This is a genomic window from Nonomuraea sp. NBC_00507 (genome assembly GCF_036013525.1).
Taxonomy (GTDB): Bacteria; Actinomycetota; Actinomycetes; order Streptosporangiales; family Streptosporangiaceae; genus Nonomuraea.
Genome location: NZ_CP107853.1, coordinates 10,358,981 through 10,381,951, shown reverse-complemented (window position 1 = coordinate 10,381,951; position 22,971 = coordinate 10,358,981). Strand labels below are relative to the sequence as shown.

Below are 22,971 nucleotides of genomic sequence, written 5' to 3'. Positions count from 1 at the left end.
GTCACTCGTAGGCGGCTGCCTGGAGGTTGTACAAGTGGGCGTACCGGCCGGCCAGGTCGATGAGCTCGGCGTGCGTGCCGCACTCGATGATGCGCCCGCCGTCGAGCACGACGATCAGGTCGGCCATCCGGATGGTGGCGAATCGGTGCGAGACCAGCAGGGTGATCCCGCCGGTGGCACGCTGCCACTCCTGGGCCGCCTCCGCGTACCGCTGGTAGACCTCGTACTCGCTGGCCGCGTCCAGCGCGGCCGTCGGCTCGTCCAGCACGGCGAGGAGCGGCATGGATCGCATGAACGCCCGCGACAGGGCGATCTTCTGCCATTGGCCGCCGGAGAGCTCGACGCCGTCGCCGAGGGCCTTGCCGAGCCGGGTCTCCGCGCCCTCCGGTAGCCGGTCGAAGACCTGGGCGGCGCCGCCCTTCTCGGCGGCCTCGGCGATCTCGTGCATCCTGGGCAGGTCGCCCACGCCGACGGCCTCGCGGGCCAGGAACGGGAAGCGGCTGAAGTCCTGGAACGCCGAGGTCACGCGTTCCCGCCAGGCCACGGGATCCATCGCGGTGAGGGGTGTCCCGTCCACGGTGATGGTTCCGCCGGTCGGCTGGTGGAACCCGCACAGCAGCTTGACCAGCGTCGTCTTCCCGCTGCCGTGGTCGCCGACCAGCGCCACCGTGGCCCCGGCCGGGAGACGCAGGTCGATGCCGTGCAGCACGGGCGGTCCGCCGTAGGAGAAATCCACGCCGGACAGGGTGATGCCGTCGCGGAGCCGGTCGGGCGGGGAGAGCGTGCCGCTGGAGCTCGCCCCGTACAGGTCGCGGAACCACAGGTAGTGGCCGACCATGGTGAGGCCGCGGCCGGAGAGGGCGAGCGCATGGGTGAGCAGGTCGAGCTGGCCCCTGATCTGGCCGCCGAGCGTGGCCACCAGCAGCAGCGCGCCCGGACTGACCGCGCCGGAGAGCGCCAGCTGGACGGTGAGGAACAGCGCCCCGAGGAAGGCCGCCACGAACAGGAGCGAGCCGATCAGGGTGAGGCCGCCGACGGCGAGCGTGGCCCGCCAGAGGATCGCGGTCCGCTCCTCGCGCAGGCGGCGCGCGATCGCGGCGGCGTGCGCGCCGGAGGTGCCGAGCCGGAGCTCCTTGGCCGAGTTCGCCTCGGTGATCACCGTGAAGAGGTGCTGTTCGGCGCGGTTGCGCTCGGCGGTCTTCGCCCTGGCCGCCTCGGTCCTGCGCGAGGTGGTCCGGGTGAGCAGGATCGACGGCACCGCGAACAGCGGCAGCACGAGCAGCACGGGATGGACCCTGGCCAGCAGGATCGTGGTGATGACCAGCCAGAGCCCGCTCTGCACCACGCTCAGGCCGGCCAGCCCGGTGGTGACGGTTCGTGGGCCGAGTCCGCGGATCTGCTCGATCCGGCGCAGCGACTCGGGGTCCTCCAGGTGCGCGGTGGTGGGCAGGGTCGCGCACCATCGGGTGATCCGCCGGCCCAGTACGGCGCCGACCTCGCTGCCCACCAGGCCGGCCTGCACCTGCATGACGCGAGTGCCGGCCAGGGCGAAGGCCCCCGCCGTCGCCGCGCAGATCGCCCCGCCGATGAGCAGCGGCCGGGAGCCGGTGAGCACGCCGTCCACGATCCCTTGCAAGCCGAGGGCGGTCAGCGCGGGGGTGACCGCGCCCAGCGGGGTCAGGACGAGCAGCAGCCAGGTGCGTCCCGGCGCATGACGCAGGCATTCGCCCAGCAGGGTGCGGATCTCGGCGAACCTCATGCGCTCTCCTTGAACTGCCGGGCCTGGAGGTGGAACATGCGCGCGTACTCCCCGCCGGCGGCGAGCAGTTCGTCGTGGGTTCCGTCCTCGGTGATGCGCCCGCCGGACAGGACGACGATCCGGTCCGCCTTCCGCACGGTGGAGAACCGGTGTGAGATCAGCACGACGGTCGCCTGGCCGCGCACCTGGCGGATACGGTCGAAGGCCTCCAGCTCGGCTTCGATGTCCAGGTTGGCGGTCGGCTCGTCCAGCACGAGCAGCCGCGCCCCGCAGGCGGCCGCCAGCGCCGCCCGGGCCAGCGCTATCTTCTGCCACTGGCCGCCGGACAGATCGCCACCGTCGGCGTATTTGGGCGAGAGCACCGTCTCCCAGCCCTTGGCCAGCTTCTCGATCATTTCGGTCGCGTCCACTGCGCGGGCCGCCGCCTCGACCTGCTCCGGCGTGGCATCCGGCGCGGCGATCCTGATGTTCTCGTACGCGCTCAGCTCGTACCGGTTGAAGTCCTGATAGACCGCATACGCCGCGGGCTCGGTGACCACGGTGCCGGAGCTCGCGTTCCGCGGGCGGTACTGGCCGGTGAGGAGCTTGGCGAGGGTCGTCTTCCCCGCCCCGTTCACGCCCACGACCGCGATCACCTCGCCGGGCCGGAGGGCCAGCGTCACGCCCTCCAGTACGCGGACCTCCCCGTACCCGAAGTCCACGTCCCGAAGAGTGATCTCTCCGGCGCCGTCCGGCCTGGGCGGCGGCTCCAGGTCGGGGGCCAGCGTGCGGATCCGGGTGACCGCGTCCACGGCGGGCGCCGCGACCTCGTCCATGTCGTCGCCCTGGCTCGACATGGAGATGACGAACATCGCCGACACGGCGCCGATCGTCGCGGCGATCTGGCCGACCGACACCTCACCGGAGGTGGCCACCGCCACGTACACCACCGACGCGGTCGCCGCCCACCCGAGGAAGACCGACATCTCGCGCCGGAGCAGGGCCACCCGCGCATCGATGACCCGTTGCGCGGCGTCGGCGATGTTCTCCTGCGCGTGTCTCTCCAGCCAGTCGGTCAGCCCGAAGATCCGGACCTCTTTGGCGTCCCTGTTGTCGGTCATCATCGCCTCCCACGCGCGTCCGCGCAGCGCGGCCGGCATGGTGCCCGACACCACTCGGAAGAACTCCCGCCACATGACGGACCGGTAACGGCCCAGAAGCAGTGCCACCGCGGCCGTCGCCGGACCCCACCACCACACGACCTGGGAGAGCACCAGCATCGCCGTCACCAGCCCGGCCATGGTCAGCCCGGCTCGGAAGCGGCCCACCGCCGCCGCACCGATGCCCTCGTCGGTCCAGGTCAGCAGCGGCGAACGCATGGTCGTCAGCTCATCCTGGACGGCGACGTCCTCCACCCGATCCAGGGTCGGCAGCGCCAGCACCCGGGAGGTCAGCTCTTCGCGGACCGCGGCGTCGATCCGCCGCCCCACCCGGTCGGCCAGCGGCATGCTCATCGAGCGGAGCACGTTACCGGTGACCAGCAGTGCGCCGAGCAGCGCCAGCATCGTCCCCATGCCGCTCCAGGCGGCATCCTGCCGACGTGTGCCCTCCGCCAGGCGGCCCACCAACTCACCGGTCACCAGGGCCACCGCGGTGGGCTCCACCAAGAGGAACAGTTCGAGGAGGGAAACGGCCGCCAGCCACGGCCAGCCGGCCAGCACGAGGAAACTCAGGAGCCGGCGCTTGGGGGAGGAAGGCACAAGCCGCACCTTATCGATGATCTACGTACTTCCGCCCGGACCTGCGAGATCGGGAATTGGGCATTACCAGCTTCGATCTTGAGTTCGAGATGAGCCCAATGCAAAGATCATCTCGCCTTTTTCTTCACGCCGATCGAGGTGAACTTTGAACGCTCCAAGACGATCACGCTCTGCTCATGCACGATTACGTAACGCAATGGTGACGCTGCCGGCGCCAAACGCCTATGGCCCGCGCATCGACGTCATCAGCACCGCGACGCCGACGGGATTCCGGCCACGCTCCGGCCGGAGGAGCCGCCTCATGACGGCATCAGCCGTTGATGTCGTGCTGCCCGTAAAGCGGCACCGGGTGTTCATCGTCGCGCTGACGCTCGCACTGGCCCTGCGCGGGCTGGCGATGCTCGGCTACCGGCCGGCACTGTGGTTCTGGGCCGACTCCTTCGCCTACCTGACGTCGGCCGCCCAGCCCGTGCCGGGGGAGTTCCGGCCGCTGGGATATTCGCTGTTCCTCGCCGTACTCGCGCCCGGCCCTGGCCTGGAGTTGGTGACCGCGGTGCAGCACCTGCTGGGGTTGGCGCTGGCCGTCGCGGTGTACGCGCTCCTGCGGCGACGGGGCCTGCCCGGATGGGGCGCGACTCTTGTGGCGGCACCTCTGCTGTACGACGAGTTCCTGATCCTGCTGGAACACATGATCATGGCGGACGCGCTCTTCGTCGTGTTGATCACCTGCGGGATCCTGGCGCTGCTGCGGCGGCGGATCACGCCGGCGGCCGCGGCGACCGGCGGGACCCTGCTGGCGCTGGCGACCCTCACCAGGACGATCGGCCTGGTGGCGCTCCTCCTCGCGGCCGGCCACCTGCTCCTTCGCCGCTGCGGTTGGAGGGTGTGGCGCAATTTCGCCCTGGCGGGCGCGGTGCCGCTGCTGGCGTACGCGACCTGGATGGCCGCCACGAGCGGCACCTTCGGACTCACCAGGGCCGACGGCCTGTTCCTGTGGGGGCGGACCGCGACGTTCGCCGACTGCGCCGTGATCCGCCCGGAGCCCGAGCTCGCCCCACTGTGCCCCCGTACGCCCGTGGCCTCCAGGCCGGCACCGCCGTTCTGGCTGTGGGCCCCGTGGTCACCGATCCATGCGGTGCGCGGCGAAGAACGCAACGCGCTCGCCGGCCGGTTCGCCTGGGCGGCCATCCGGGCGCAGCCGGTCGACTACCTGACCGCCGCCGGGTATGACCTGCGGTGGCTGCTGCGCTGGGAACGCACCACGGACCCGGACGCGGCCACCAAGCGAAATCCCTACTGGTTCCCCCTCGAGGAGCGGCCCCTGCAGAAGTCGGTCCGGGCCGTCGCGGAGGCGTACGAGGGCGGCCCGGCCGCCACCAGGATCATCGAGCCGTACGCGGGCTGGTTGCGCGCCTATCAGCGCTTCGGCTACCTGCCGTTCCCCTTGCTCATGGTGGTGCTCGCCGCCGCCCTGGTCCTCGCGGCGGCGCGGCGACGCGTGGACGCGCTCCTGCCCGGCCTGGCCGCCGCGGCTTTGATGCTGGCACCCTCGTTCCTGGCCGGCTACGACATCCGGTATGTGGCACCGGCCATCCCGCTGACCTGCCTGGCCCTCGGCCTGGCAGCGGCCCGCCGAGACGGTCGGCAGGAAAACGGTTGGGCAGGATGATGTTCGGGCTGATAGCGTGCGGGGGACCGTGACAGGCCGCAAGGAGGTGAGACCCATGAACGCTGTATCGATGTGGGTGCTCCCCCTCGTCATCACGGTTGGGCGATTGACATAGGTGTCGCCGGGAGCGCCTCGACAAGGCCATCCCGAAAGGCAACAACCTATGAATCATCATCATTCTGCACATGTCGCTCCGGGCATGGGCGAGCATGCCGTAGTGATCAAGCGGGTCGCAGAGAGGCAATGGCACGCTGTGGAGGACGACCGCGTGGTCGGCCACGGCGACGCTTGGCGCAGGCCCGACGGGCGGATCTTCCTCAGCATCGACGCGTGGCACGACGCGGTCTTCGACCAACTGGCCGACGCCCTGCTGGCGGACCTGCCCAGGCCGCTGTACACGGTGGTCGACGAGGCTGACCTCGACGTGACGTGCAACTGGGAGCGAGCTGGCTTCTCGACCCGGCGCCGCGAGTGGGAGTACGTCGTGCCCACCGACCCGCGGGTCACGGGACTCGGCTCAGTGCTCCCGCCGTCGGGCGTGACGATAGTGGCCGTCGGCGAGGCGGAGGAGGGCCCTCTGCGCCGGTTGGACCGCGTGATTCGCGACGAAGTCGAGGCCGCGGTCGGATGGCAGGAGATGCCGGCCGAGGTGTTGCCCCGCCTGGACGGGGCTACCCTGCGGGACCCGTCGAAGTACGCGGTGGCAGCACAGTCCGATGAATACGTGGGACTGCTCCGGGTGGCACCGGTGCCCCGGCAGCCACGCATCGGGCTGATCGCAGTCCGGTCCGGCCACCACCGCCGCGGCATCGCTCGGGCCCTGCTCGCCCACGTGCTGGGTTCGCTGCACCACAGCGGGATCGAAACGGCATCGGCCGAGGCGAACGAATCCAACGGCGCGGCCATGGCGCTGTTCGAGGGCGTCGGCGCCCGGCGTGCGAGCAGCAACCTGGAGTTGGTGCTCCGCTGACACCCCACCACATTCGTTTCCGCACCGGCCTCACAGTCACCGACCGGAGAAGCACGAGAATATGGCAAGAAAAGCAGACGGCATCGAAGTCGAAGGCACCGTCATCGAGTGCCTGCGCAACGCCACCTTCAAGGTGGAGCTCGAGAACGGGCACAAGGTGTTAGCGCACATCAGCGGGAAGATCCGGAAGAACTACATCAAGATCTTGCCGTATGACCGGGTGCTCGTGGAGCTCAGCCCGTACGACCTCACCCGCGGCCGGATCCTCTACCGGTACAGGACGTAGCGGCGGGCGGGACCCGCCCGGAAGAAGAGGAAAGAAGCTCTCCGCTGACGCGACAGCGGTATCGACCGTCCGGCTTCGAGCCGGCCGCCGATACCGCTGTCACTGGGCGCCGAAGTAGCCGCGCGCAAGCGCCTAGCCGAGGGCGTGGTCGAGGTTGAAGGCGGCGCTGATGAGCGCCAGGTGGGTGAACGCCTGCGGGAAGTTGCCGAGCTGCTCTCCGGTGTGGCCGATCTGCTCGGCGTACAGGCCGAGGTGGTTGGCGTAGGTCAGCATCTTCTCGAAGGCCAGGCGGGCCTCGTCCAGGCGGCCGGCGCGGGCCAGGGCCTCGACGTACCAGAACGAGCAGATGGAGAAGGTGCCTTCCGGGCCCACCAGCCCGTCGGGACTGGCCTCGGGATCGTAGCGGTAGACCAGCGAGTCGGAGACCAGGTCACGGCCGAGCGCCTCCAGCGTGGACAGCCATTTGGGATCGGTGGGCGAGACGAACTTGGCCAGCGGCATCATCAGGATCGACGCGTCGAGGACATCGTCGTCGAAGTGCTGGACGAACGACTGCAGACTGTCCGACCAGCCGTGCCGCATGATGTCGTGGTAAATCGTGTCACGGGCCTCCCGCCAGCGCGGTATGTCGGCGGGCAGACCGCGCTGCGCGGCCATGCGCATGGCGCGTTCGATGGCCACCCAGCACATCAGGCGCGAATAGACGAAGTTCTTGCGTCCGCCGCGGGTCTCCCAGATGCCCTCGTCGGGCTGGTCCCAGTTGTCGCAGACCCAGTTCACCAGCGTGCACACCTCCTCCCAGCGGTCGCTGGAGATCGGGGTGCCCCATTTGTTGTACAGGTAGATGGAGTCGATGAGCGCTCCGTAGATGTCCAGCTGGAGCTGGTGGACCGCGTCGTTGCCCACGCGGGCGGGGCATGATCCCCGGTAGCCCTCGAGGTGGGTCAGCTCCTGTTCGGGAAGGTCGCTGCGGCCGTCGATGCCGTACATGATCTGCAAGGGGCCGGTGCCGAGGTCGCGGTCGCTCCCGACGTGCTTGGACAGGAACCCCATGAACGCCTCGGCCTCCCCGGTGAAGCCGAGTCTGAGCAGGGCGTAGACGCAGAACGCGGCGTCGCGTACCCACACGTAGCGGTAGTCCCAGTTGCGTGCCCCGCCGATCCGCTCGGGCAGGCTGGTGGTGGGGGCGGCGACGATCCCGCCGGTCGGCGCGTAGGTGAGCAGCTTCAGCGTCAGGGCGGAGCGGTGGACGACCTCCCGCCACCGGCCCCGGTAGCGGGAGGCCGACAGCCACTTCCGCCAGAACCGCACCGTGGAGGAGAACTCCGCTTCCGCCTCCTCGATCGGGCAGCCCCGAGGCGCTATCCCCGCGCCGACGCGGTCGAGGGCGAACACCGCGTGCTCGCCCTCGGCCAGCTTGAACCGGCTCCAGACGTCCTGACCGTCGGCCTCCACGGGCACGCTGGCGGACAGGGCGAGGGACAACGACTCCGACTCGAACGTCGTCCGTGACCCGTCCAGGTGGAGGGTGTGAGGCTGCCTGGCGTAGTCGAACCGGGGCGCCACCCGGGCGCGGAACGGCATCGTGCCGCGTACGCAGAAGATCCGGCGGATCAGCCGGTGCCGGTCGGCCTCGAGGCGGTCGCCGGCGATCGGCATGAAGTCCTGGATCTCGCCGACCCCGTCCTCGGCGAAGAAACGGGTGATCAGGACGTTGGTGTCGGGGAAGTAGAACTGTTTGGTGGTCGCCGGCACGTCGGCCGCCAGCTCGAACGAGCCGCCCTTGCCGGCGTCCAGGATCGAGCCGAACACGCTGGGCGAGTCGAATCTCGGACAGCAGTACCAGTCGATCGTGCCGTTGGTGCCCACGAGCGCGACGGTCCGCAGGTCACCGATCAGCCCGTGCTCCCCGATCGGCAGGTAGCGGGGGTTGTCCCAGGCGCTGGCCGTCGCGTCGGCGTTGTCTGCCTGCATGTTTTCAACATAGGCAGCGCACTGGCTCACGCGGCGCTGCCGTTCGTCAAAGGGGCACAGATCTTCCCGGCGACCGGCAGCCGCCATGAGGTAAGGCCAACCACCACATTACCGACTATTGACTCTTGGCTGCGATATCAGTAGCTTCCCTCCCAGTTATCGGTTTCACATCCCATTCATCGGGCCGTTAGAGGGAACTATGGCGGAGCTTGACCGTCTGGCCGGGACTCTGGAGCGCGGTTTCGCGATTCTGGAGTTGCTCGCCGCGGAGCGGTCGATCACAGCGGTGCAGATCGCGGACCGGCTGGGTCTGTCGCGAAGCGCCACGTACCGGATCCTGGGCACGCTCCGCCAGCGGGGTTACGTCGACTGGGACGGCACCGAACAGGTGAGTCTCGGTCCGCGTGCCGTCACCCTCGGCATGGCGGCGCTGAGCAACTTCGACCCCTACCTCGCCGCCCAGGCGCATCTGCGAGATCTGTCCCGGGAGTTGTCCGAGGCGGCTCTGATGGCGGTGCGCGACGGCGAGCAGATGGTGTACGTCGCCCACGAGGACGTCACCGACCACTCCATCGCGGTCCGCCGGTTGCTCGGCGTGCGCCGCCAGATGCACAGCACGTCACTCGGCAAGGCGTACCTCGCGGCTCTGCCGATCGACGAGGTCGACGCCCTCATTGACCGGCTCGACCTGACCCCGTACACCCCGACCACGATCACGGACCGTGCGAGGCTGCGCGCCGAGCTCGACGAGACCCGCGCTCGCGGCTACTCGATCGACAACAGCGAGAACGAACCGGACGTGCTCTGCTTCGGCGCCGCGATCCGCGACGAACGCGGCATGCCCATCTGCGCGATCAGCGTGGCGGGCCCGCGTGAGCGGATGCTCGGAAAACAGGACGTGGTCCCGCGCAGAGTGTCCGAAGTGGCACTCGCGATCTCCCGCCGGCTCGGATTCGTCGGGCCTGTCAATTTTGTAAATCTGGGAAGGTAGCCCAAAGATGCGACGGATCCTGGCCTCCTGCATCGCAATGGTGACGCTCGCCGCATGTGCGCCGGGCACGACAAGCGGAGGCGGGAGCGAACAGGTCGATGACAAGACGCTGACGTACCTCTACTTCACCGACGGGCCTGATGAGCAGGCCACCCGCAGTCTGATCGCCGACTACGAGAAGAAGAGCGGCGTGAAGGTCGATCTCCAGATCGTGCCCTTCGACAACCTGGAGCAGCGGCTCCAGGCGCGGCTGTCCGGCGGGAACGCGCCGGACGTCGCGCGGCTGACGAACATCTCGCCCTTCCGCAGCGATCTGCTGGACCTGAACCAGTTCCAGAAGGCAGCGCTGGACGGCCAGTTCATCGACGGCGCGAACGCCTACGTCAAGGGAGCCAACGGGGAGCTGCTCGCGGTGCCGAGCGACCTGACGATGAACGGCCCCATGGTCAACGTGGACCAGTTCAAGAAGGCGGGGGTGTCGCTGCCGGACGTCACCAAACCCTGGAAGTGGGAGGAGATGGTGGCGGCCGCCCAGAAGGTGCAGAAGGCCAACAAGACCCAGTACGCGATCGCGATGGACGTCTCAGGGCACCGCTTCTCCACCATGCTGAGCCAGTTCGGCACCGCGTTCTTCAGCGCGGACGGCACCTCGGTGGGGCTGGACACGCAGAAGACGACGGCGGCCGTGAAGCTCTTCGCCGACCTGAACGCCTCCGGCGTGATGCCCGCGGACCTGTGGCTGCAGGCCGGCTCCAAGTACAAGGCCGCCAACGAGATCTTCCTGGCCCAGCAGACCCCGGTGTACATCAGCGGGAACTGGCAGGTCAGCGCCTTCGCCAAGGACGCGACGTTCACCTGGGCCGCCGCGCCGAACCCCTGCCAGGAGACGTGCGGCGGATTCCCCGGCGGCAAGTTCATGGTGTCGTTCAAGCAGAGCAAGCGGCAGCAGGCCGCGGCCGACTTCATCGCCTTCATGAACTCCAAGGAGTCGCAGGAACGCCTGGCCAAGGAGGCCAACTTCCTGCCGACCAGGAAGGACCTCATCTCCTCCGGCGTCGACTACCCCCAGCGTGACGCCGACATGAAGGTGTTCCTCGCCGACGTGAGCCGGACCCCGCCGCAGGCCTTCGCCTCCTCCTACAGCCCGGCGTTCGCCGCCACGGCGAAGGCCACGGTCGACGCCCTGGGCAAGGTGCTGGCCAAGAGCCAGACGCCGGAGCAGGCCGTCGAAACGATCAAGGCCGCGGCGGAGAAGGCGATCAAGGACACCAAGTGAGCCCTTCTCACGCACGCCGCGCCAAACCGTGGAACCAGCGGCTCGCACCGTATCTGTTCGTCCTGCCCAACATGCTGATCTTCGGGTTGTTCGTCGTGTACCCGGCGATCAATAACTTCAACATCAGCCTGTACGACAGCCGCAACGGCCGCGACTTCACCTTCGTGGGCGGCGCGAACTACCAGGAGCTGCTCAGCTCGGAGGCCTTCTGGAGCGCCGCCCGCGCGACCGCGGTGTTCGCCACGTGCTTCGTGGTGCTCACGACGGTCCTGTCGGTGGCGCTGGCCTTGATGCTCAACCGGCGCATCAAGGGCCGGGCGTTCTTCCGCACGGTGTTCTTCCTGCCGGTCGTGTTGTCGCCGGTCGTGGTGGGCCTGATCTGGGGCTGGATCTTCGACCGCGGCAACGGGTTGCTCAACACCGTGCTGGGACGGATCGGGCTGGGGCAACCGGGGTGGCTGGTCGACGGCGGCCTGGCGATGATCGTTGTGATCTTCGTGGGGCTGTGGATGCACATCGGCTTCTACATCCTCATCATCCTCGCCGGGCTGCAGGGCATCGATCCGACGTATTACGAGGCCGCGAGGATGGACGGCGCCACGAACTGGCAACAGCTGCGGAAGATCACGCTGCCGCTGCTGCGGCCGACCACGATGGTGGTGATCATCCTCAGCCTCATCGCCGGTTTCCAGGCGTTCGACTACATCTGGACGCTCACCGGCGGCGGCCCCATCGGCGCGACCACGCTGATGGTCCAGTACATCTACGAGAACGCCTTCGAGTCCCCGATCCGGTACGGCCTGGCCGCGGCCGCGTCCGTGGTGCTGTTCATCACGGTGTTCGCGCTGACTCTGCTCAACTTCCTGTACGGCAGGCGCAAGGAGGCCACGTGAGCCGGCGTCGGTGGACCTCGATCGGCGGGAGCGCCGTCCCGTCCGTGGGACAGGTCGTCACGTATGCGATCCTCATCGGATTGAGCATCGTCGTGCTCGCCCCGGTGGTGTGGGCGGTGCTCTCGTCGTTCAAGACGCAGAGCGAGCTGGCGCAGCGACCGCCGGCGCCGCTGCCGTCATCGCTGGCGACGGCCAACTACACCGAGGCGCTCGGCTCGTTCGACTTCGGCCTCTATCTGCAGAACAGCGTGATCGTGACGGTCGGCGCGACGCTGCTGACCGTGGTCGTCAACACGATGTGCGCCTACGGGCTGGCGAAATACAACTTCCGCGGCCGTGACGTGTTGTTCCTGATCGTGCTCGGCACCATCATGATCCCGCTCCAGCTCATCTTCATCCCCGTCTACCAGATGGCCGCCCAGCTGGGACTGGTGAACTCGCTGTGGGGGCTGATCATCCCGCCCGCGGCCACCCCGACAGGCGTGTTCCTGCTGCGCCAGTACATGCTGGGCATCCCCGACGACCTCATCGAGGCGGCCCGCATCGACGGCGCGGGCGAGTTCCGGATCTTCGCCAGGATCGTGGTGCCCTTGTGCGGCGCGGCGCTCGCGGTGGTCACGATCTTCTCGGTGATGTGGCGGTGGAACGACTTCCTGTGGCCGCTGATCATCAGCCAGGACCAGGCGAAGTACACCCTGCCGGTGGCCCTGGCTCAGTTCAACAGCCAGCTGTCGGTGCCGTTCAACTACATCCTGGCGATGTCGGTGGTCAGTATGCTCCCGGTCGTCGTGATCTTCCTGATCCTGCAGCGCCACATCGTTCGCGGCATCGCCAACACCGGATTCAAGTAGAGGTTCACATGGATCGCACCGTGCACGCGCTCGACGACCGCGGCACCGTACTGGACTGGCTGGTCAGTCCCGCCTGGCGGGAACCCGCTGATGACCTCGGGAAACACCTGAGAGCTGACGGGGACCCGTGGGGAGAGCGGGGTCGGTGGGTGCTGACCAACGGCCCGGACGTGACCCCGTTCAAGCAGGAGCTGTACCGGCACCGGCCGTTGCCGCGCGACCCGGTGACCGGGCCGATCGTCGAGGGCGGCCCGATCGGCTACCCCTCGAACACTGACAGGGAGCACACGGGGGAGTGGCGCCGGACGCACACCGGCGCCGACGGGCTCGTGGACTGGAGCGCGTTCTGCTTCACCCCGGAGTACCGGGTCGCGCTCGCGGCCACCCACCTGGAGGTCGACCAGGCCGAGTGGCGCACGCTCCGGCTGGCCTCGACCGGGCCGACGTTGTTGTTCCTCAACGGCGAGCTGCTGGAGGAGTCCGACGGATTCACCTACATGGAGCCCGCCGAGCGTGCGCGACGGGTCTGGCTGCCCTCCGGCATCTCGACGGTGGTCGTCGCCTCCTGGCAGGTCGCCTTCCGCGAGTGCAGGCAGGTGCTGCGGCTGCGGGTGGAGGGACTGCCCGTCCGCGTCGTGCTGCCCGGCGGCGGTCGCGAGGACACCGGCGCCGTCGCCGAACGGGTCCTCGACGCCGTGGGGGTGACCCGGTGGGGGACGGCCGACGGCACGGTGCCGATCGTCGGCCCCGACGGCGCCGCGCTGCGTGTCCGCTGGGCGGATCAGGAGCGTCTCGTGCGGTTGACCGGTGGACGGGCGACCCTGCGACTCGACAAGACCGAAGGCGGCGTGGAGGTCGGGAACGCCTCCATGTTGTCGACCGGCGAGACGGTGCTGCGGGTTTTCGTCGATGGTTCGCCGGTATTCAGGGAGTTCCCGGTCGCCGTCCTGCCCCGGGAGTACCGCTCGGCGCCGGAAGGTGATCCCGCCACCTGGCGGGCCGAGTTCCTGCGTCACGCCGCGACCATGGAAGGGACGTCGGCCGCCGAGCTGGTGCGCGCCGTCGAGGACCCGTCGTATGTCGTCTCCGGCCTGGAACGCGCCCTGTGGATGATCGACAACCGGGCCGACTGCGCCGACTTCGAGGCGGTCGGCCTGGCGCATCTCTGGCACCGCGCCGCCGCGTGGGAACCCGGCCTGCGCGAGCGCGTACGGGAAGCGATGCTCGGCTTCAAGTACTGGATCGACCAGCCCGGCCTGGACGCCATGTGCTACTTCACCGAGAACCACCAGCTCGTCTGGCACACCGCGGAGCTGCTATGGGGTACGGCGCTGGGTGACGAGACGTTCTCGGGCACCGGCTGGACCGGCGCGCAGCACGCCGCGCACGGGCGGGAGATGGCGGCCGAGTGGATGCGCCGCAAGCTCGCCGGCGGGTTCAGCGAGTTCGACTCCAACGCCTATCTCGCGATCGACCTGCTCGCGCTGGTCTCCCTGGTGGAGTTCGCCGAGGACGACGAGATCAGATCGCTGGCGGCGGGGGTGGCGGACCGGGTGCTGTTCAGCCTGGCGGCGAACTCCTGGCGCGGCATCCACGGGTGCGCCCACGGCCGCTCCTATGTCTCCACGCTGCGGTCGTCGCGGCTGGAGGAGACGGCGCCGATCATGTGGCTCTGTTTCGGCACCGGCGCGCTCAACGACGCCGTCCTGCCGGCCGCGGCCATCGCCACCGCGCGCCGTTACCGCATGCCGGAGGTCATCCGCCAGGCCGCGAACGACCTGCCTGACCGGTGGCAGGGCAGGCAGAGCTACCGTGGGGAGTACCGCTTCGCCCACGACCTGCTCAGCAGGTCGTACGGGTCGGATGTGACGGTGTTCAAGACCCCGGACGTGATGCTCTCGTGCGCGAACGACTACCGGCCCGGCCTGCCCGGTCTCCAGGAACACATCTGGGGCGCCACCCTGGGGCCGGAGACCCAGGTGTTCGTGACGCACGCGCCGAACTCCTCCACCTCACCGTCGGCCCGGCCCAACGCCTGGGCCGGCAACCGGATCCTGCCCAGGGCCCGCCAGCACGAAGGCACGGTGCTGGCGCTGTACCGGATCCCAGGCGACGACGTCATGGGCTACACGCACGCGTGGTTCCCCATCGCCGAGTTCGACGAGTGGACCCAGCACGGCGTGTGGACCGTCGGACGCAAGGGCGGCGGCTACGTCGCCCTCGCCACGGAAGGCGGGGCGGAGCCCGTGACCACCGGACCCGACGCCTGGCAGGAGCTTCGGCCCCGCGGACCGGGCACGGCCTGGATCTGCACCGTCGGACGGCACGCCGGCTTCATCGCGTCCCTGACCGAGCCCCGCTTCCTCCGCGACGGCGTCGCCTTCACCACCCCCGAGGGCGACGAGCTGAACCTGACGTGGCGCGGCCCCTTCACTGTCAACGGCCGCCCGGCCGACCTGGCCGCCGACGGCACGATCGCCCCGGTTCCCCAGCTCGACAACCCCTACGCTCGCATCGAGTTCGGCGACGAAACCCTGTCCATCGGATCGCACCTGATCGACCTGCGGAAAGGCCGGAGCACATGAGTAAGGGGCGTGGACTGGACACCAGCCAGGCGAGCCGGTCGCAGCCGCCTCGGCGCCCCGCCGACCTGGCGGACCTCACCCCAGAGGTGCTGGCCAAGACCGCCGGGCGCATCGCCGACCGGGCCGTGGCCATGGGCCTCACCCACTGGTTCTGGGGTGAGGGAGTCGTGCTGCAGGGCATGATGCGCCTGACGCCCGTGCACCCGTTCGTCACCGAGTTCGTCGACGGGCATCTCCGCGACGGCATCGAGCTCGGCCACGTCAACAACCTCGCGCCCGGCGCGGTCTGTGCCGACCTGTACGGTGCGACCGGCGAACGCCGCTACGCCGACGCCTGCGAACGCATGCTGGACTGGCTGCGCCACGACGACGCCGTGACCCGCGCGCCCGGCGGCGCCATCGAGCACTGGCCCGGCGGTGTCTGGGCCGACACCGTCTACATGGGCGGCACATTCCTCATCCACTATGGACTGCACACGGGCCGGCCTGAGCTGATCGAGGAAGCGGGCGACCAGATCCTCGCCCACGCCGAGATCCTCCAGCACCCCGAAACCGGGCTGTACGCGCACGGCTCCCACGAGGGCCGCACGATCTGGAACTTCTGGGGCCGCGCCAACGCGTGGACCGCTCTGGCATCGGTCGAATACCTGGAGGCCGGGGGAGCCCTGTCCCAGCCGGTACGCGAGGTGCTGCGCCGCCAGCTGCTCACGCTGGCCGACCTCCAGCCCGCGTACGGGATCTGGGACGTGCTCGTCGACGGGCAGCCGGAGAACCGCGGCATCCTCGAAACCTCCGCCGCCGCCGGCCTCGCCGCAGCCATGTTCCGCGCGGCCGCCCTCGGCATCGAGCCGGAACGCCTTCGCGCGTGCGCATGGCGCGCGCTCGCCGGCGTGCACGCCTACGTCGCCGACGACGGCACGCTCACCCGCACCAGCGCCGGCACGGTCCTGCAGCTGATCCCGTTCGGCTACTCCGTCATCCGCGACGACCTGATCCAACCCTGGGGCCAGGGCCTGGCCCTGCAGGCGTACGCGGCAGCACTCCGGGAGACGACATGAACGTCATGAACGTCAGGCACGCCACCGACCCGGACCAGATTCCGGGATTCGACACCGACGCGCTACGCTCGCGCTTCCTCGTCGAGGATCTTTTCGGCAGCGCCATCAGCATGGTCTACAGCCACGAGGACCGCATCGTCGTCGGCGGCGTACGCCCGTCGGGTGCGCCCGTGACGCTGGAGACCGCCGACCCGCTGCGTGCCGACCACTTCCTCGCCCGTCGCGAGCTCGGCGTCGTCAACGTCGGCACCGATCCGGGCACCGTCACCGTCGACGGGACCGACCACAAGCTGGAGGCCAAAGAGGTCCTCTACGTCGGCAGAGGCAGCCGCGACGTCTCCTTCGCCGGCGAGGGCGGGGCCGCCTTCTATCTCGTCTCCACCCCGGCGCACGCCACGCACCCCACCCGCAAGGGCACCCTGGCCGACGCCACCCCGATCCGACTGGGCGAGCAGCGCAGCTCCAACGAGCGCACCATCTACAAGTTCATCCACGCCGACGGCATCCAGAGCTGCCAGCTCGTCCTCGGCATCACCGAACTCGCCGCCGGCAGCATGTGGAACACCATGCCCGCGCACGTCCATGACCGGCGCACCGAGGTCTACCTCTACTTCGGTCTCGAGCCGAGCGATCGGGTCGTGCACCTGATGGGCCGCCCCGACCAGACCCGCAACCTCATCGTCGCCGACCGGCAGGCCGTCATCTCGCCGCCGTGGTCCATCCACTGCGGCTTCGGCACCGGCAACTACGCGTTCGTCTGGGCCATGGGCGGGGAGAACATCGACTACGCCGACGTCGAGCCGTACCCGATCGCGGAGCTGCGATGAACCCGCTGTTCGACCTGACCGGCCGGACGGCGCTCGTCACCGGCGCGCGCACCGGCATCGGACAAGCGATCGCGATCGGCCTCGCCGAGGCGGGAGCCGACCTGGTGCTCCACGGTCACCGCGACGACCTCGACGAGACCCAGCAGGCGGTCGAGGCTCATGGCCGCCCGGCCCGGCGGTGGATTCGCGACCTCTCCCATGGTCCGGGGCTCGCCGACGACGTCGAGGGGCTGCTCGCCGAGACGCGCGTGGACATCCTGGTCAACAATGCGGGGATCATCCGCCGCTCTCCTGCCGTGAGCATGGGCGACGAGGACTGGGACGCGGTGATGACCGTCAACCTCGACGCCGTGTTCACGATCACGCGGGCCGCGGGCAGGCAGATGCTGGCCCGCCGCAGCGGCAAGATCATCTCGATTGCGTCGCTGCTGTCCTTCCAAGGCGGCGTCAACGTCGCCGCGTACACGGCCAGCAAGCACGCGGTCGTGGGCATGACCCGCGCCCTGGCCAACGAATGGGCGGGCGACGGCGTCCAGGTCAACGCCATCGCCCCCGGCTACATCGCCACCGGCAACACGACCGCGCTGCGCGCCGACCCGGTGCGGGAGCCGCAGATCCGCGGCCGGATCCCGGCCGGCCGGTGGGGCACGCCCGCCGATCTGGCCGGCGCCGCCGTCTTCCTGGCCGCACCCGCGTCCGACTACGTGTGCGGCCACGTGCTCGCCGTCGACGGCGGCTGGCTCTCCCGCTGACGCCTGCGGCGGCTGGCTCGCCCGCTGACACCTGCCGCCGCCGGGTCAGCGCTGCGTCGGAACGGCCGGAACGTTCGTCGAGGCCCGCCGCCCGCATCCCGGCCACGTGCTCGTCCGCGTCGAGGGCGGCGTACCGCAGTTCCCGGCCGGCGGCCTCGCCCAGGACTCGCGTGACCTGCGCGTACGTGAGCGCCTCTGGGCCGGTGAGGACGTGGATCCGGCCCGCCGTGGCCGTCCTCGGTGTGCGCGGCGGCCGTCACCTCCGCGACGTCGCGGGTGTCGACGAAGCCCACCGCCGCGTCGGCCACCGGCAACGTCAGCACCCCCAGCACCGACAGCAGCACCACCCGCCGCGCGTGCGGTGCCGCCGCCAGCAGGTCGCCGACCAGAGCAGGCCGGTCCGGATACATGTACGGGCCGACCACGTACAACGCGTCGGCGTCCCGCAACGCCTCCTGCCACGTGCCGGGGTCGGCCCAGTCGAACAGCACCCCGGCCGGGACGGGGGCGCGGCGGGCCGCACGCACCTCCACACCGCGTGCCGCCAGCGCCTCCACTACCGGCCTGCCGGTCTTTCCGCTCGCGCCGATCACCAGAGCCTTCATCGTGCCTTCTCCCTTCGTCTGTTGCTTTCCGACGCGCTCGGCGCGATGCGGACCGCTCACGCTCGGCCCCGGCGACGTGGTCTTCCTCCGCGAGGGCAGCGCGCACGCCCTGGCCGATGCCCCGGACGCCCCGCTGACGGACTTCGCCCCCGAACGGCCCGACCCCTCCTCGCCGATCGGTCGCGTCCACGTCGACGGCCCCGGAGCACAGACGATCATGCTCTGCGGCGCGTACCAGCTCGACCGCACCCGGCCGCACCCCCTGATGCGCGAGCTGCCCCGGCTGGTGCGCCTGCCCGCGCACGACGAGCTCGGCCGCCTCGTCGACCTCCTCGCCGCCGAGCTCGCCCGGGCCCGTCCCGGCGGCGACGGGATCGTGCCGGAGCTGGCGGCACGCAGCGGCCTGTCCCGATCGGTGTTCGCGCAGCGCTTCACCACGCTGATCGGAGAGCCGCCGATGGCGTACCTGACCTGGTGGCGCATGACCAGCGCGGGCCGGTTGCTCCGCGAGCCGGGCGCCTATCGCCGCCTCACTCCGTCAGCTGTGGCGTAACGGTGACGGGTGCGGGTTCATGTGTAACTGTGTAATTCATGTCTGAGCCTCCGATCGTCATCGAGCACCGCGAGCACGTGTGGTACCTGCTCGCCCAGGCCTCCCAGCTCGAACACATGATCATGTGCCAGTACCTGTTCGCCGAGTTCAGCCTCAAGGCCGAGGGGCTCACCGGCGAGCAGCAGGCCGCGGTCGATCGCTGGCGCCAGGAACTGCACGGCATCGCCGTACAGGAGATGCTCCACCTCGCCCTGGTCGCCAATCTGATGTCGGCCATCGGCGCCGCGCCGACGTTCGGCCGGCCCAATTTCCCGCAGTCCTGCGGCCCCTTTCCGCCGTCGATTCAGATGCGGCTGCTGCCTTTCGGCGAGGCGGCCCTGACGCACTTCCTCTTCCTCGAAAGGCCCGAGGGCATGCAGCGGGAGGACGCCGCCGGTTTCATCTCCTGCGACCCGCCGCCCGAGCCCGTCGTGTCCGGCGAGATCTTCCCTCGGGCGCAGGAGTTCGCCACGGTCGGCCATCTCTACCGCGGCATCAGAGACGGCTTGACCGCACTGGCCGCCCGGGTCGGCGAGGCACAGGTGTTCTGCGGCTCGCCCAAGGCGCAAGCCACGCCGGAGCTGTTCCACTGGCCCGAGATGGTGGCGGTGACCGACCTGAAGTCGGCGTGCGCCGCCCTCGACGAGATCATCGAGCAGGGTGAGGGCGCCCAGGGGGACTGGCAGGAGGCGCACTACGGCCGCTTCCTGAAGATCTGGGAGGAATACACCACGCTGCGGGCCGCCGATCCGGACTTCGAGCCTGCCCATCCCGCGCTCGGCGCGTTCACCCGCCAGCCCTTCGACGTGCAGGCGCCGCAGCCGTTGATCGGCGATCCCGGCACGCTGGCGCTGGCCGAGCTGTGCAACCTCGCGTACGAGGCCATCCTGTGGTTGCTCACGCGCTTCTTCACCCACACGGACGAGAGCGAGGAAGAGCTCGACGCGCTGGTGAACGCGGCGATCACGATGATGGCGGGCGTGCTGCGGCCGCTCGGCACCGAGCTCACCCGGCGGCCCGTCGGCCCCGCCCATCCGGGACGCACCGCGGGGCCGGCCTTCGAGATGTACTACCTGATGGACAACGTGGTCCCCTGGCGCGAGGCCGCCTGGACGGTGCTGGCCGAGCGGCTGCAGGAGATCGCCGGCAGATGCGCCGCGCACGCCTCCGGCGAACCGGTGATCGCCGCGTGCGCACAACGGGCCGCGGCGGTGGCCGACTCGATCGAGGCCGCTCGCCGCGCAACCTGATCGGCTCCCACCCGTCAGCCTGGGGGAATCTGCGACGATGCCCTCATGCCTATCGACGCGCACCTTCTTGTGTTGTTCACCATGACCACAATCGTCGCCATGATCACTCCGGGGCCGGACATGCTGTTCGTGCTGGGCTGCGGGATGCGCGGCGGCGCGCGGGCCGGCCTGCTCGCCACCGCCGGGGTGGCCACGAGCGAGGCGGTTCACGTCGCCGTGGCGGCGGTCGGGCTCGCGGCGCTCTTCGAGGCGGTCCCGGTGGCCTTCACCGTGGTACGCATGGTCGGAGCCGCGTACTTGATCTACCTCGGCGTGCAGATGTTGCGGAACCGTAAGGGGGTCGACAGCGAGATCACCGTGGAGGGCAAGGGGGCGCTGTCGGGCCGCCGGGCGTTCACCAGCGGCGTGCTGACGAACCTGCTCAACCCGAAGATGGTCACCTTCACGATCGCCTTCCTCCCGCAGTTCATCAACCCGGAGCTCGGCCAGGTCTGGCTGCAGTTCGCGATCCTCGGCACCATCCTCATCGCGCTGGAGTTCGTGGTGGACGGCACGGTGGGCGTGCTGGCGGGGCGGATCGGCGGCTGGCTCCGCCGCCGGCAGGCCGCCCGCCGCAAGGTCGACATCGCCACCGGAGGCATCTTCATCGGGCTGGGGGTACGGCTGGCCGTCGAGCGCTGACCCCGGTCACGCCGGTTTGCGGGCGGCCAGGCGTTCGACGATGCCCACCTTGAAACGGTCGTGACGCTCAATGGTGAATCCGTGGCCGGGAAGCAGGTCAATGGGGCGGCGCAGGAAGTGTTCGCCGCCCATGGGCACGGTCACCACTTCGAGCAGGCGTTGCACCAGACGAACGGGCCAGGGTGACGCGGCGACGTGATCGGCGAGCAGGAGCAGCCCGCCGGGCCGGAGCACGCGTGCCATCTCACTGATCGCCTGCCGGTCGTCGGGGATCCCGCAGAGGGAGAACGTGCACACCACGGTGTCGAAGGTGTCATCAGGGAAATCGAGCGCCTGGGCGTCCCCTTCGCGCAGGTCGGGGTGCAGGCCGAGGCCGGCCGCCCGGCGCCGGGCGATGTCCAGCATGGCCGGGCTCCACTCGATGCCGGTCAGCCGGACGCCTTCGGGATAGAACGGGAGGTTCAGACCCGTGCCGATGGCGACCTCGAGCGTGTCGCCCCTGGCCTGCCCGCAGATCCACGAGCGGGTGTCGCCGAAGAACCTGCGGTCGAAGAACGCCATCTGCCGGTCGTAGGAGGGGGCATGCTTGTTCCAGTATCGGCGCAGGCGCTCCTCGCGAGCCTTGGACCTCATCATCGACTCCTCCCCATGCGTTCCTACCACGTGCCGGTCCCGTCCGAGGTTCCCAGGTCGCGTTAAGGCGCGGGACATTCCCGTTTCGCCGTGCCGACATCGGGAGGCAGGAGGGTGACTCGCGAGGTGTCCACACCAGGGCCACCCTCGTGATGAGCAAGGAGCACGACGATGACCGACTTCGACCGGCGGGGATTCCTGCGGACCGGATTGCTCGGTGTGATGGCGGGCGGGCCGCTGGCGGCGCTGTCCGCGCGCACCGCGGACGCCTCCACCATGGTGAAGCGGGCCTTCAGCCCCGACTACGGGCCCCTGTCCCCGGTCAAGGACCACACCACCGGCCTGGAGCTGCTCAAGCTGCCCCGCGGGTTCGAGTACGTGACCTACGGCTGGACCGGCGACCGGATGACCGACGGCCGTCCCACGCCCGGCGCGCACGACGGCATGGCCGCGTTCACGCCCAGCGACGCGCTCAAGGACAGGACAGCGGCGGGCGGCGCCGGCGGCGCGGGCAAGGGTCACTGGACGGTTCTCGTACGCAACCACGAGCTGAGCGGCTACACCGGCGCCTTCGTCGAGCCCGCGTACAACCCGGCCGCCCGCGGCGGTACCACGTCGCTGATCTTCGACACGCGCAAGGGCGAGTTCGTGGAGAGCTGGGCGAGCCTGGGCGGAACCATCCGCAACTGCGCCGGTGGGCCGACCCCGTGGGGCAGCTGGCTGTCGTGCGAGGAGACCACGGAGATCAACGGCGACTACCGGCACGGCTACATCTTCGAGGTGCCGCATGACAAGGTCAGCGACGCCAAGCCGTACAAGGAGATGGGCCGCTTCTCACACGAGGCCGTGGCCGTGGACCCGAAGACCGGCTGGGTGTACGAGACCGAGGACGCCACCCCCAGCGGCTTCTACCGCTTCCGCCCGAAGGTCAAGGGCGACCTGGCGCAGGGCGGCGTGCTGGAGATGATGACGATCGGCGCCTCGGCGTACACCACCTACCAGGACGGGACCGGCGTCAGCTACCCCGAGATCGGCTGGGTCGCCATCGACAACCCCGACCCCGGCGCGAACGAGACCAGCGTCGTGCAGCAGGGCATCGCCAAGGGCGGCGCCTCGTTCCGCCGGCTCGAGGGCGCCTGGTACCACGACGGCAAGATCTACATCGTCAGCACCAGCGGCGGCCCCGCCGGGCAGGGCCAGGTGTTCGAGTACGACCTCGCCGGCAACACCATGCGGGTGCTGTTCGCCTCGCCGAACGCGGCCGTGCTGAACAACCCCGACAACATCTGCGTCAGCCCGCGCGGCGGCATCGTGTTGTGCGAGGACGGGTCCGGCGTGGAGTACCTGCACGGGCTCACCACCGAGGGGGAGATCTTCCCCTTCGCGGAGAACGCGGTCGTCATCCCGGCCGGTGGCGTGCCCGGCAAGTCCGTGGCGCCCGGCACCTACACCGGTTCGGAGTGGTGCGGGTCGGTGTTCGACAGCAGGGACGGCGGGTGGTTGTTCGCCAACATCCAGTCGCCCGGCATCACCTTCGCCATCACCGGCCCGTGGGAGAACGGCTCCCTGTAGGACCCCCT

At 69.7% G+C, this 22,971-nt stretch carries 20 protein-coding genes; 15 read left to right on the top strand and 5 right to left on the bottom strand.

Going from position 1 to position 22,971, the window contains the following annotated elements; translation table 11 throughout:
* Window position 1 precedes the first annotated feature (1 nt).
* On the bottom strand, window positions 2–1,759 hold the full coding sequence (locus OHA25_RS49790; RefSeq protein WP_327583847.1) for an ABC transporter ATP-binding protein: 1,758 nt from the start codon (window positions 1,757–1,759) through the stop codon (window positions 2–4).
* Window positions 1,756–3,507: an ABC transporter ATP-binding protein gene (locus OHA25_RS49785; protein WP_327583846.1), complete on the bottom strand. Its 1,752-nt coding sequence runs from the start codon at window positions 3,505–3,507 to the stop codon at window positions 1,756–1,758. Before OHA25_RS49785 ends, OHA25_RS49790 begins: the two co-directional genes overlap by 4 nt.
* Window positions 3,508–3,799: 292 nt before the next feature.
* Between OHA25_RS49785 and OHA25_RS49780 the strand changes: the two genes are divergently transcribed.
* The 3 genes from OHA25_RS49780 (at window position 3,800) to infA (ending at window position 6,423) form a co-directional block, all read left to right on the top strand.
* Window positions 3,800–5,167, top strand: a complete 1,368-nt coding sequence (locus tag OHA25_RS49780; RefSeq protein ID WP_327583845.1) for a hypothetical protein — start codon at window positions 3,800–3,802, stop codon at window positions 5,165–5,167.
* A gap of 217 nt (window positions 5,168–5,384) precedes the next feature.
* Window positions 5,385–6,137 (top strand): GNAT family N-acetyltransferase, encoded by a 753-nt coding sequence (locus OHA25_RS49775; RefSeq protein WP_327583844.1) that lies wholly within the window; start codon window positions 5,385–5,387, stop codon window positions 6,135–6,137.
* Window positions 6,138–6,198: 61 nt separating this feature from the next.
* Entirely contained in the window at window positions 6,199–6,423 is a 225-nt protein-coding gene (infA, locus tag OHA25_RS49770; RefSeq protein WP_305915996.1) for a translation initiation factor IF-1, read from the top strand.
* A 132-nt stretch (window positions 6,424–6,555) separates the two neighbouring features.
* On the opposite strand, the gene OHA25_RS49765 is transcribed toward infA, so the two are convergent.
* Window positions 6,556–8,397, bottom strand: coding sequence for a glycoside hydrolase family 15 protein (locus tag OHA25_RS49765; protein ID WP_327583843.1), 1,842 nt, complete (start codon window positions 8,395–8,397; stop codon window positions 6,556–6,558).
* 199 nt (window positions 8,398–8,596) lie between these two features.
* Between OHA25_RS49765 and OHA25_RS49760 the strand changes: the two genes are divergently transcribed.
* The 8 genes from OHA25_RS49760 to kduD are packed head-to-tail and all read left to right on the top strand — an operon-like array spanning window position 8,597 to window position 17,630.
* Window positions 8,597–9,388 (top strand): IclR family transcriptional regulator, encoded by a 792-nt coding sequence (locus OHA25_RS49760; protein ID WP_327583842.1) that lies wholly within the window; start codon window positions 8,597–8,599, stop codon window positions 9,386–9,388.
* 7 nt (window positions 9,389–9,395) lie between these two features.
* Window positions 9,396–10,664, top strand: coding sequence for an ABC transporter substrate-binding protein (locus OHA25_RS49755; RefSeq protein WP_327583841.1), 1,269 nt, complete (start codon window positions 9,396–9,398; stop codon window positions 10,662–10,664).
* On the top strand, window positions 10,661–11,557 hold the full coding sequence (locus tag OHA25_RS49750) for a carbohydrate ABC transporter permease (RefSeq protein WP_305916002.1): 897 nt from the start codon (window positions 10,661–10,663) through the stop codon (window positions 11,555–11,557). Before OHA25_RS49755 ends, OHA25_RS49750 begins: the two co-directional genes overlap by 4 nt.
* Window positions 11,554–12,408 carry a carbohydrate ABC transporter permease gene (locus OHA25_RS49745; protein WP_305916003.1) on the top strand — a complete coding sequence of 285 codons (855 nt, stop codon included), beginning with the start codon at window positions 11,554–11,556 and terminating at the stop codon, window positions 12,406–12,408. The genes OHA25_RS49750 and OHA25_RS49745 overlap by 4 nt, the downstream gene beginning before the upstream one ends.
* Before the next feature lie 8 nt (window positions 12,409–12,416).
* Entirely contained in the window at window positions 12,417–14,993 is a 2,577-nt protein-coding gene (locus tag OHA25_RS49740) for a hypothetical protein (protein WP_327583840.1), read from the top strand.
* Window positions 14,990–16,051, top strand: coding sequence for a glycoside hydrolase family 88 protein (locus tag OHA25_RS49735; RefSeq protein WP_327583839.1), 1,062 nt, complete (start codon window positions 14,990–14,992; stop codon window positions 16,049–16,051). The genes OHA25_RS49740 and OHA25_RS49735 overlap by 4 nt, the downstream gene beginning before the upstream one ends.
* A complete protein-coding gene (gene kduI / locus OHA25_RS49730; RefSeq protein WP_327583838.1) occupies window positions 16,048–16,878 on the top strand; it encodes a 5-dehydro-4-deoxy-D-glucuronate isomerase in 831 nt (276 codons plus the stop codon). Before OHA25_RS49735 ends, kduI begins: the two co-directional genes overlap by 4 nt.
* Window positions 16,875–17,630 (top strand): 2-dehydro-3-deoxy-D-gluconate 5-dehydrogenase KduD, encoded by a 756-nt coding sequence (gene kduD / locus OHA25_RS49725; protein ID WP_327583837.1) that lies wholly within the window; start codon window positions 16,875–16,877, stop codon window positions 17,628–17,630. Before kduI ends, kduD begins: the two co-directional genes overlap by 4 nt.
* Here the strand turns inward: kduD and OHA25_RS49720 are convergent.
* The gene (locus OHA25_RS49720) at window positions 17,579–18,235 is read right to left on the bottom strand and encodes an NAD(P)H-binding protein (protein WP_327583836.1); all 657 of its coding nucleotides are present in this window, start codon (window positions 18,233–18,235) and stop codon (window positions 17,579–17,581) included. The two genes, kduD and OHA25_RS49720, sit on opposite strands and share 52 nt — an antisense overlap.
* 1 nt (window position 18,236) lies before the next feature.
* Between OHA25_RS49720 and OHA25_RS49715 the strand changes: the two genes are divergently transcribed.
* The 3 genes from OHA25_RS49715 to OHA25_RS49705 are packed head-to-tail and all read left to right on the top strand — an operon-like array spanning window position 18,237 to window position 20,758.
* Window positions 18,237–18,788: an AraC family transcriptional regulator gene (locus tag OHA25_RS49715; protein WP_327583835.1), complete on the top strand. Its 552-nt coding sequence runs from the start codon at window positions 18,237–18,239 to the stop codon at window positions 18,786–18,788.
* Window positions 18,789–18,826: 38 nt separating this feature from the next.
* Window positions 18,827–20,077: a ferritin-like domain-containing protein gene (locus OHA25_RS49710; RefSeq protein WP_327583834.1), complete on the top strand. Its 1,251-nt coding sequence runs from the start codon at window positions 18,827–18,829 to the stop codon at window positions 20,075–20,077.
* Between the two features lie 45 nt (window positions 20,078–20,122).
* Window positions 20,123–20,758, top strand: a complete 636-nt coding sequence (locus OHA25_RS49705; protein ID WP_327583833.1) for a LysE family translocator — start codon at window positions 20,123–20,125, stop codon at window positions 20,756–20,758.
* A gap of 6 nt (window positions 20,759–20,764) precedes the next feature.
* Here OHA25_RS49705 and OHA25_RS49700 read toward each other — a convergent pair whose 3' ends face one another.
* On the bottom strand, window positions 20,765–21,394 hold the full coding sequence (locus OHA25_RS49700) for a class I SAM-dependent methyltransferase (RefSeq protein WP_327583832.1): 630 nt from the start codon (window positions 21,392–21,394) through the stop codon (window positions 20,765–20,767).
* Between the two features lie 168 nt (window positions 21,395–21,562).
* On the opposite strand from OHA25_RS49700, the gene OHA25_RS49695 reads away from it, so the two are divergent.
* Window positions 21,563–22,963, top strand: coding sequence for a PhoX family protein (locus OHA25_RS49695; protein ID WP_327583831.1), 1,401 nt, complete (start codon window positions 21,563–21,565; stop codon window positions 22,961–22,963).
* Window positions 22,964–22,971 lie beyond the last annotated feature (8 nt).

Bases quoted from the DNA above. Each gene is read 5' to 3' on its own strand.
- OHA25_RS49705 (WP_327583833.1), top strand. From the start codon at position 20,123: ATGCCTATCGACGCGCACCTTCTTGTGTTGTTCACCATGACCACAATC.
- OHA25_RS49740 (WP_327583840.1), top strand. From the start codon at position 12,417: ATGGATCGCACCGTGCACGCGCTCGACGACCGCGGCACCGTACTGGAC.
- OHA25_RS49735 (WP_327583839.1), top strand. From the start codon at position 14,990: ATGAGTAAGGGGCGTGGACTGGACACCAGCCAGGCGAGCCGGTCGCAG.
- infA (WP_305915996.1), top strand. From the start codon at position 6,199: ATGGCAAGAAAAGCAGACGGCATCGAAGTCGAAGGCACCGTCATCGAG.
- kduI (WP_327583838.1), top strand. From the start codon at position 16,048: ATGAACGTCATGAACGTCAGGCACGCCACCGACCCGGACCAGATTCCG.
- OHA25_RS49760 (WP_327583842.1), top strand. From the start codon at position 8,597: ATGGCGGAGCTTGACCGTCTGGCCGGGACTCTGGAGCGCGGTTTCGCG.
- kduD (WP_327583837.1), top strand. From the start codon at position 16,875: ATGAACCCGCTGTTCGACCTGACCGGCCGGACGGCGCTCGTCACCGGC.
- OHA25_RS49765 (WP_327583843.1), bottom strand. From the start codon at position 8,397: ATGCAGGCAGACAACGCCGACGCGACGGCCAGCGCCTGGGACAACCCC.
- OHA25_RS49710 (WP_327583834.1), top strand. From the start codon at position 18,827: ATGTCTGAGCCTCCGATCGTCATCGAGCACCGCGAGCACGTGTGGTAC.
- OHA25_RS49780 (WP_327583845.1), top strand. From the start codon at position 3,800: ATGACGGCATCAGCCGTTGATGTCGTGCTGCCCGTAAAGCGGCACCGG.
- OHA25_RS49720 (WP_327583836.1), bottom strand. From the start codon at position 18,235: ATGAAGGCTCTGGTGATCGGCGCGAGCGGAAAGACCGGCAGGCCGGTA.
- OHA25_RS49790 (WP_327583847.1), bottom strand. From the start codon at position 1,759: ATGAGGTTCGCCGAGATCCGCACCCTGCTGGGCGAATGCCTGCGTCAT.
- OHA25_RS49695 (WP_327583831.1), top strand. From the start codon at position 21,563: ATGACCGACTTCGACCGGCGGGGATTCCTGCGGACCGGATTGCTCGGT.
- OHA25_RS49755 (WP_327583841.1), top strand. From the start codon at position 9,396: ATGCGACGGATCCTGGCCTCCTGCATCGCAATGGTGACGCTCGCCGCA.
- OHA25_RS49700 (WP_327583832.1), bottom strand. From the start codon at position 21,394: ATGATGAGGTCCAAGGCTCGCGAGGAGCGCCTGCGCCGATACTGGAAC.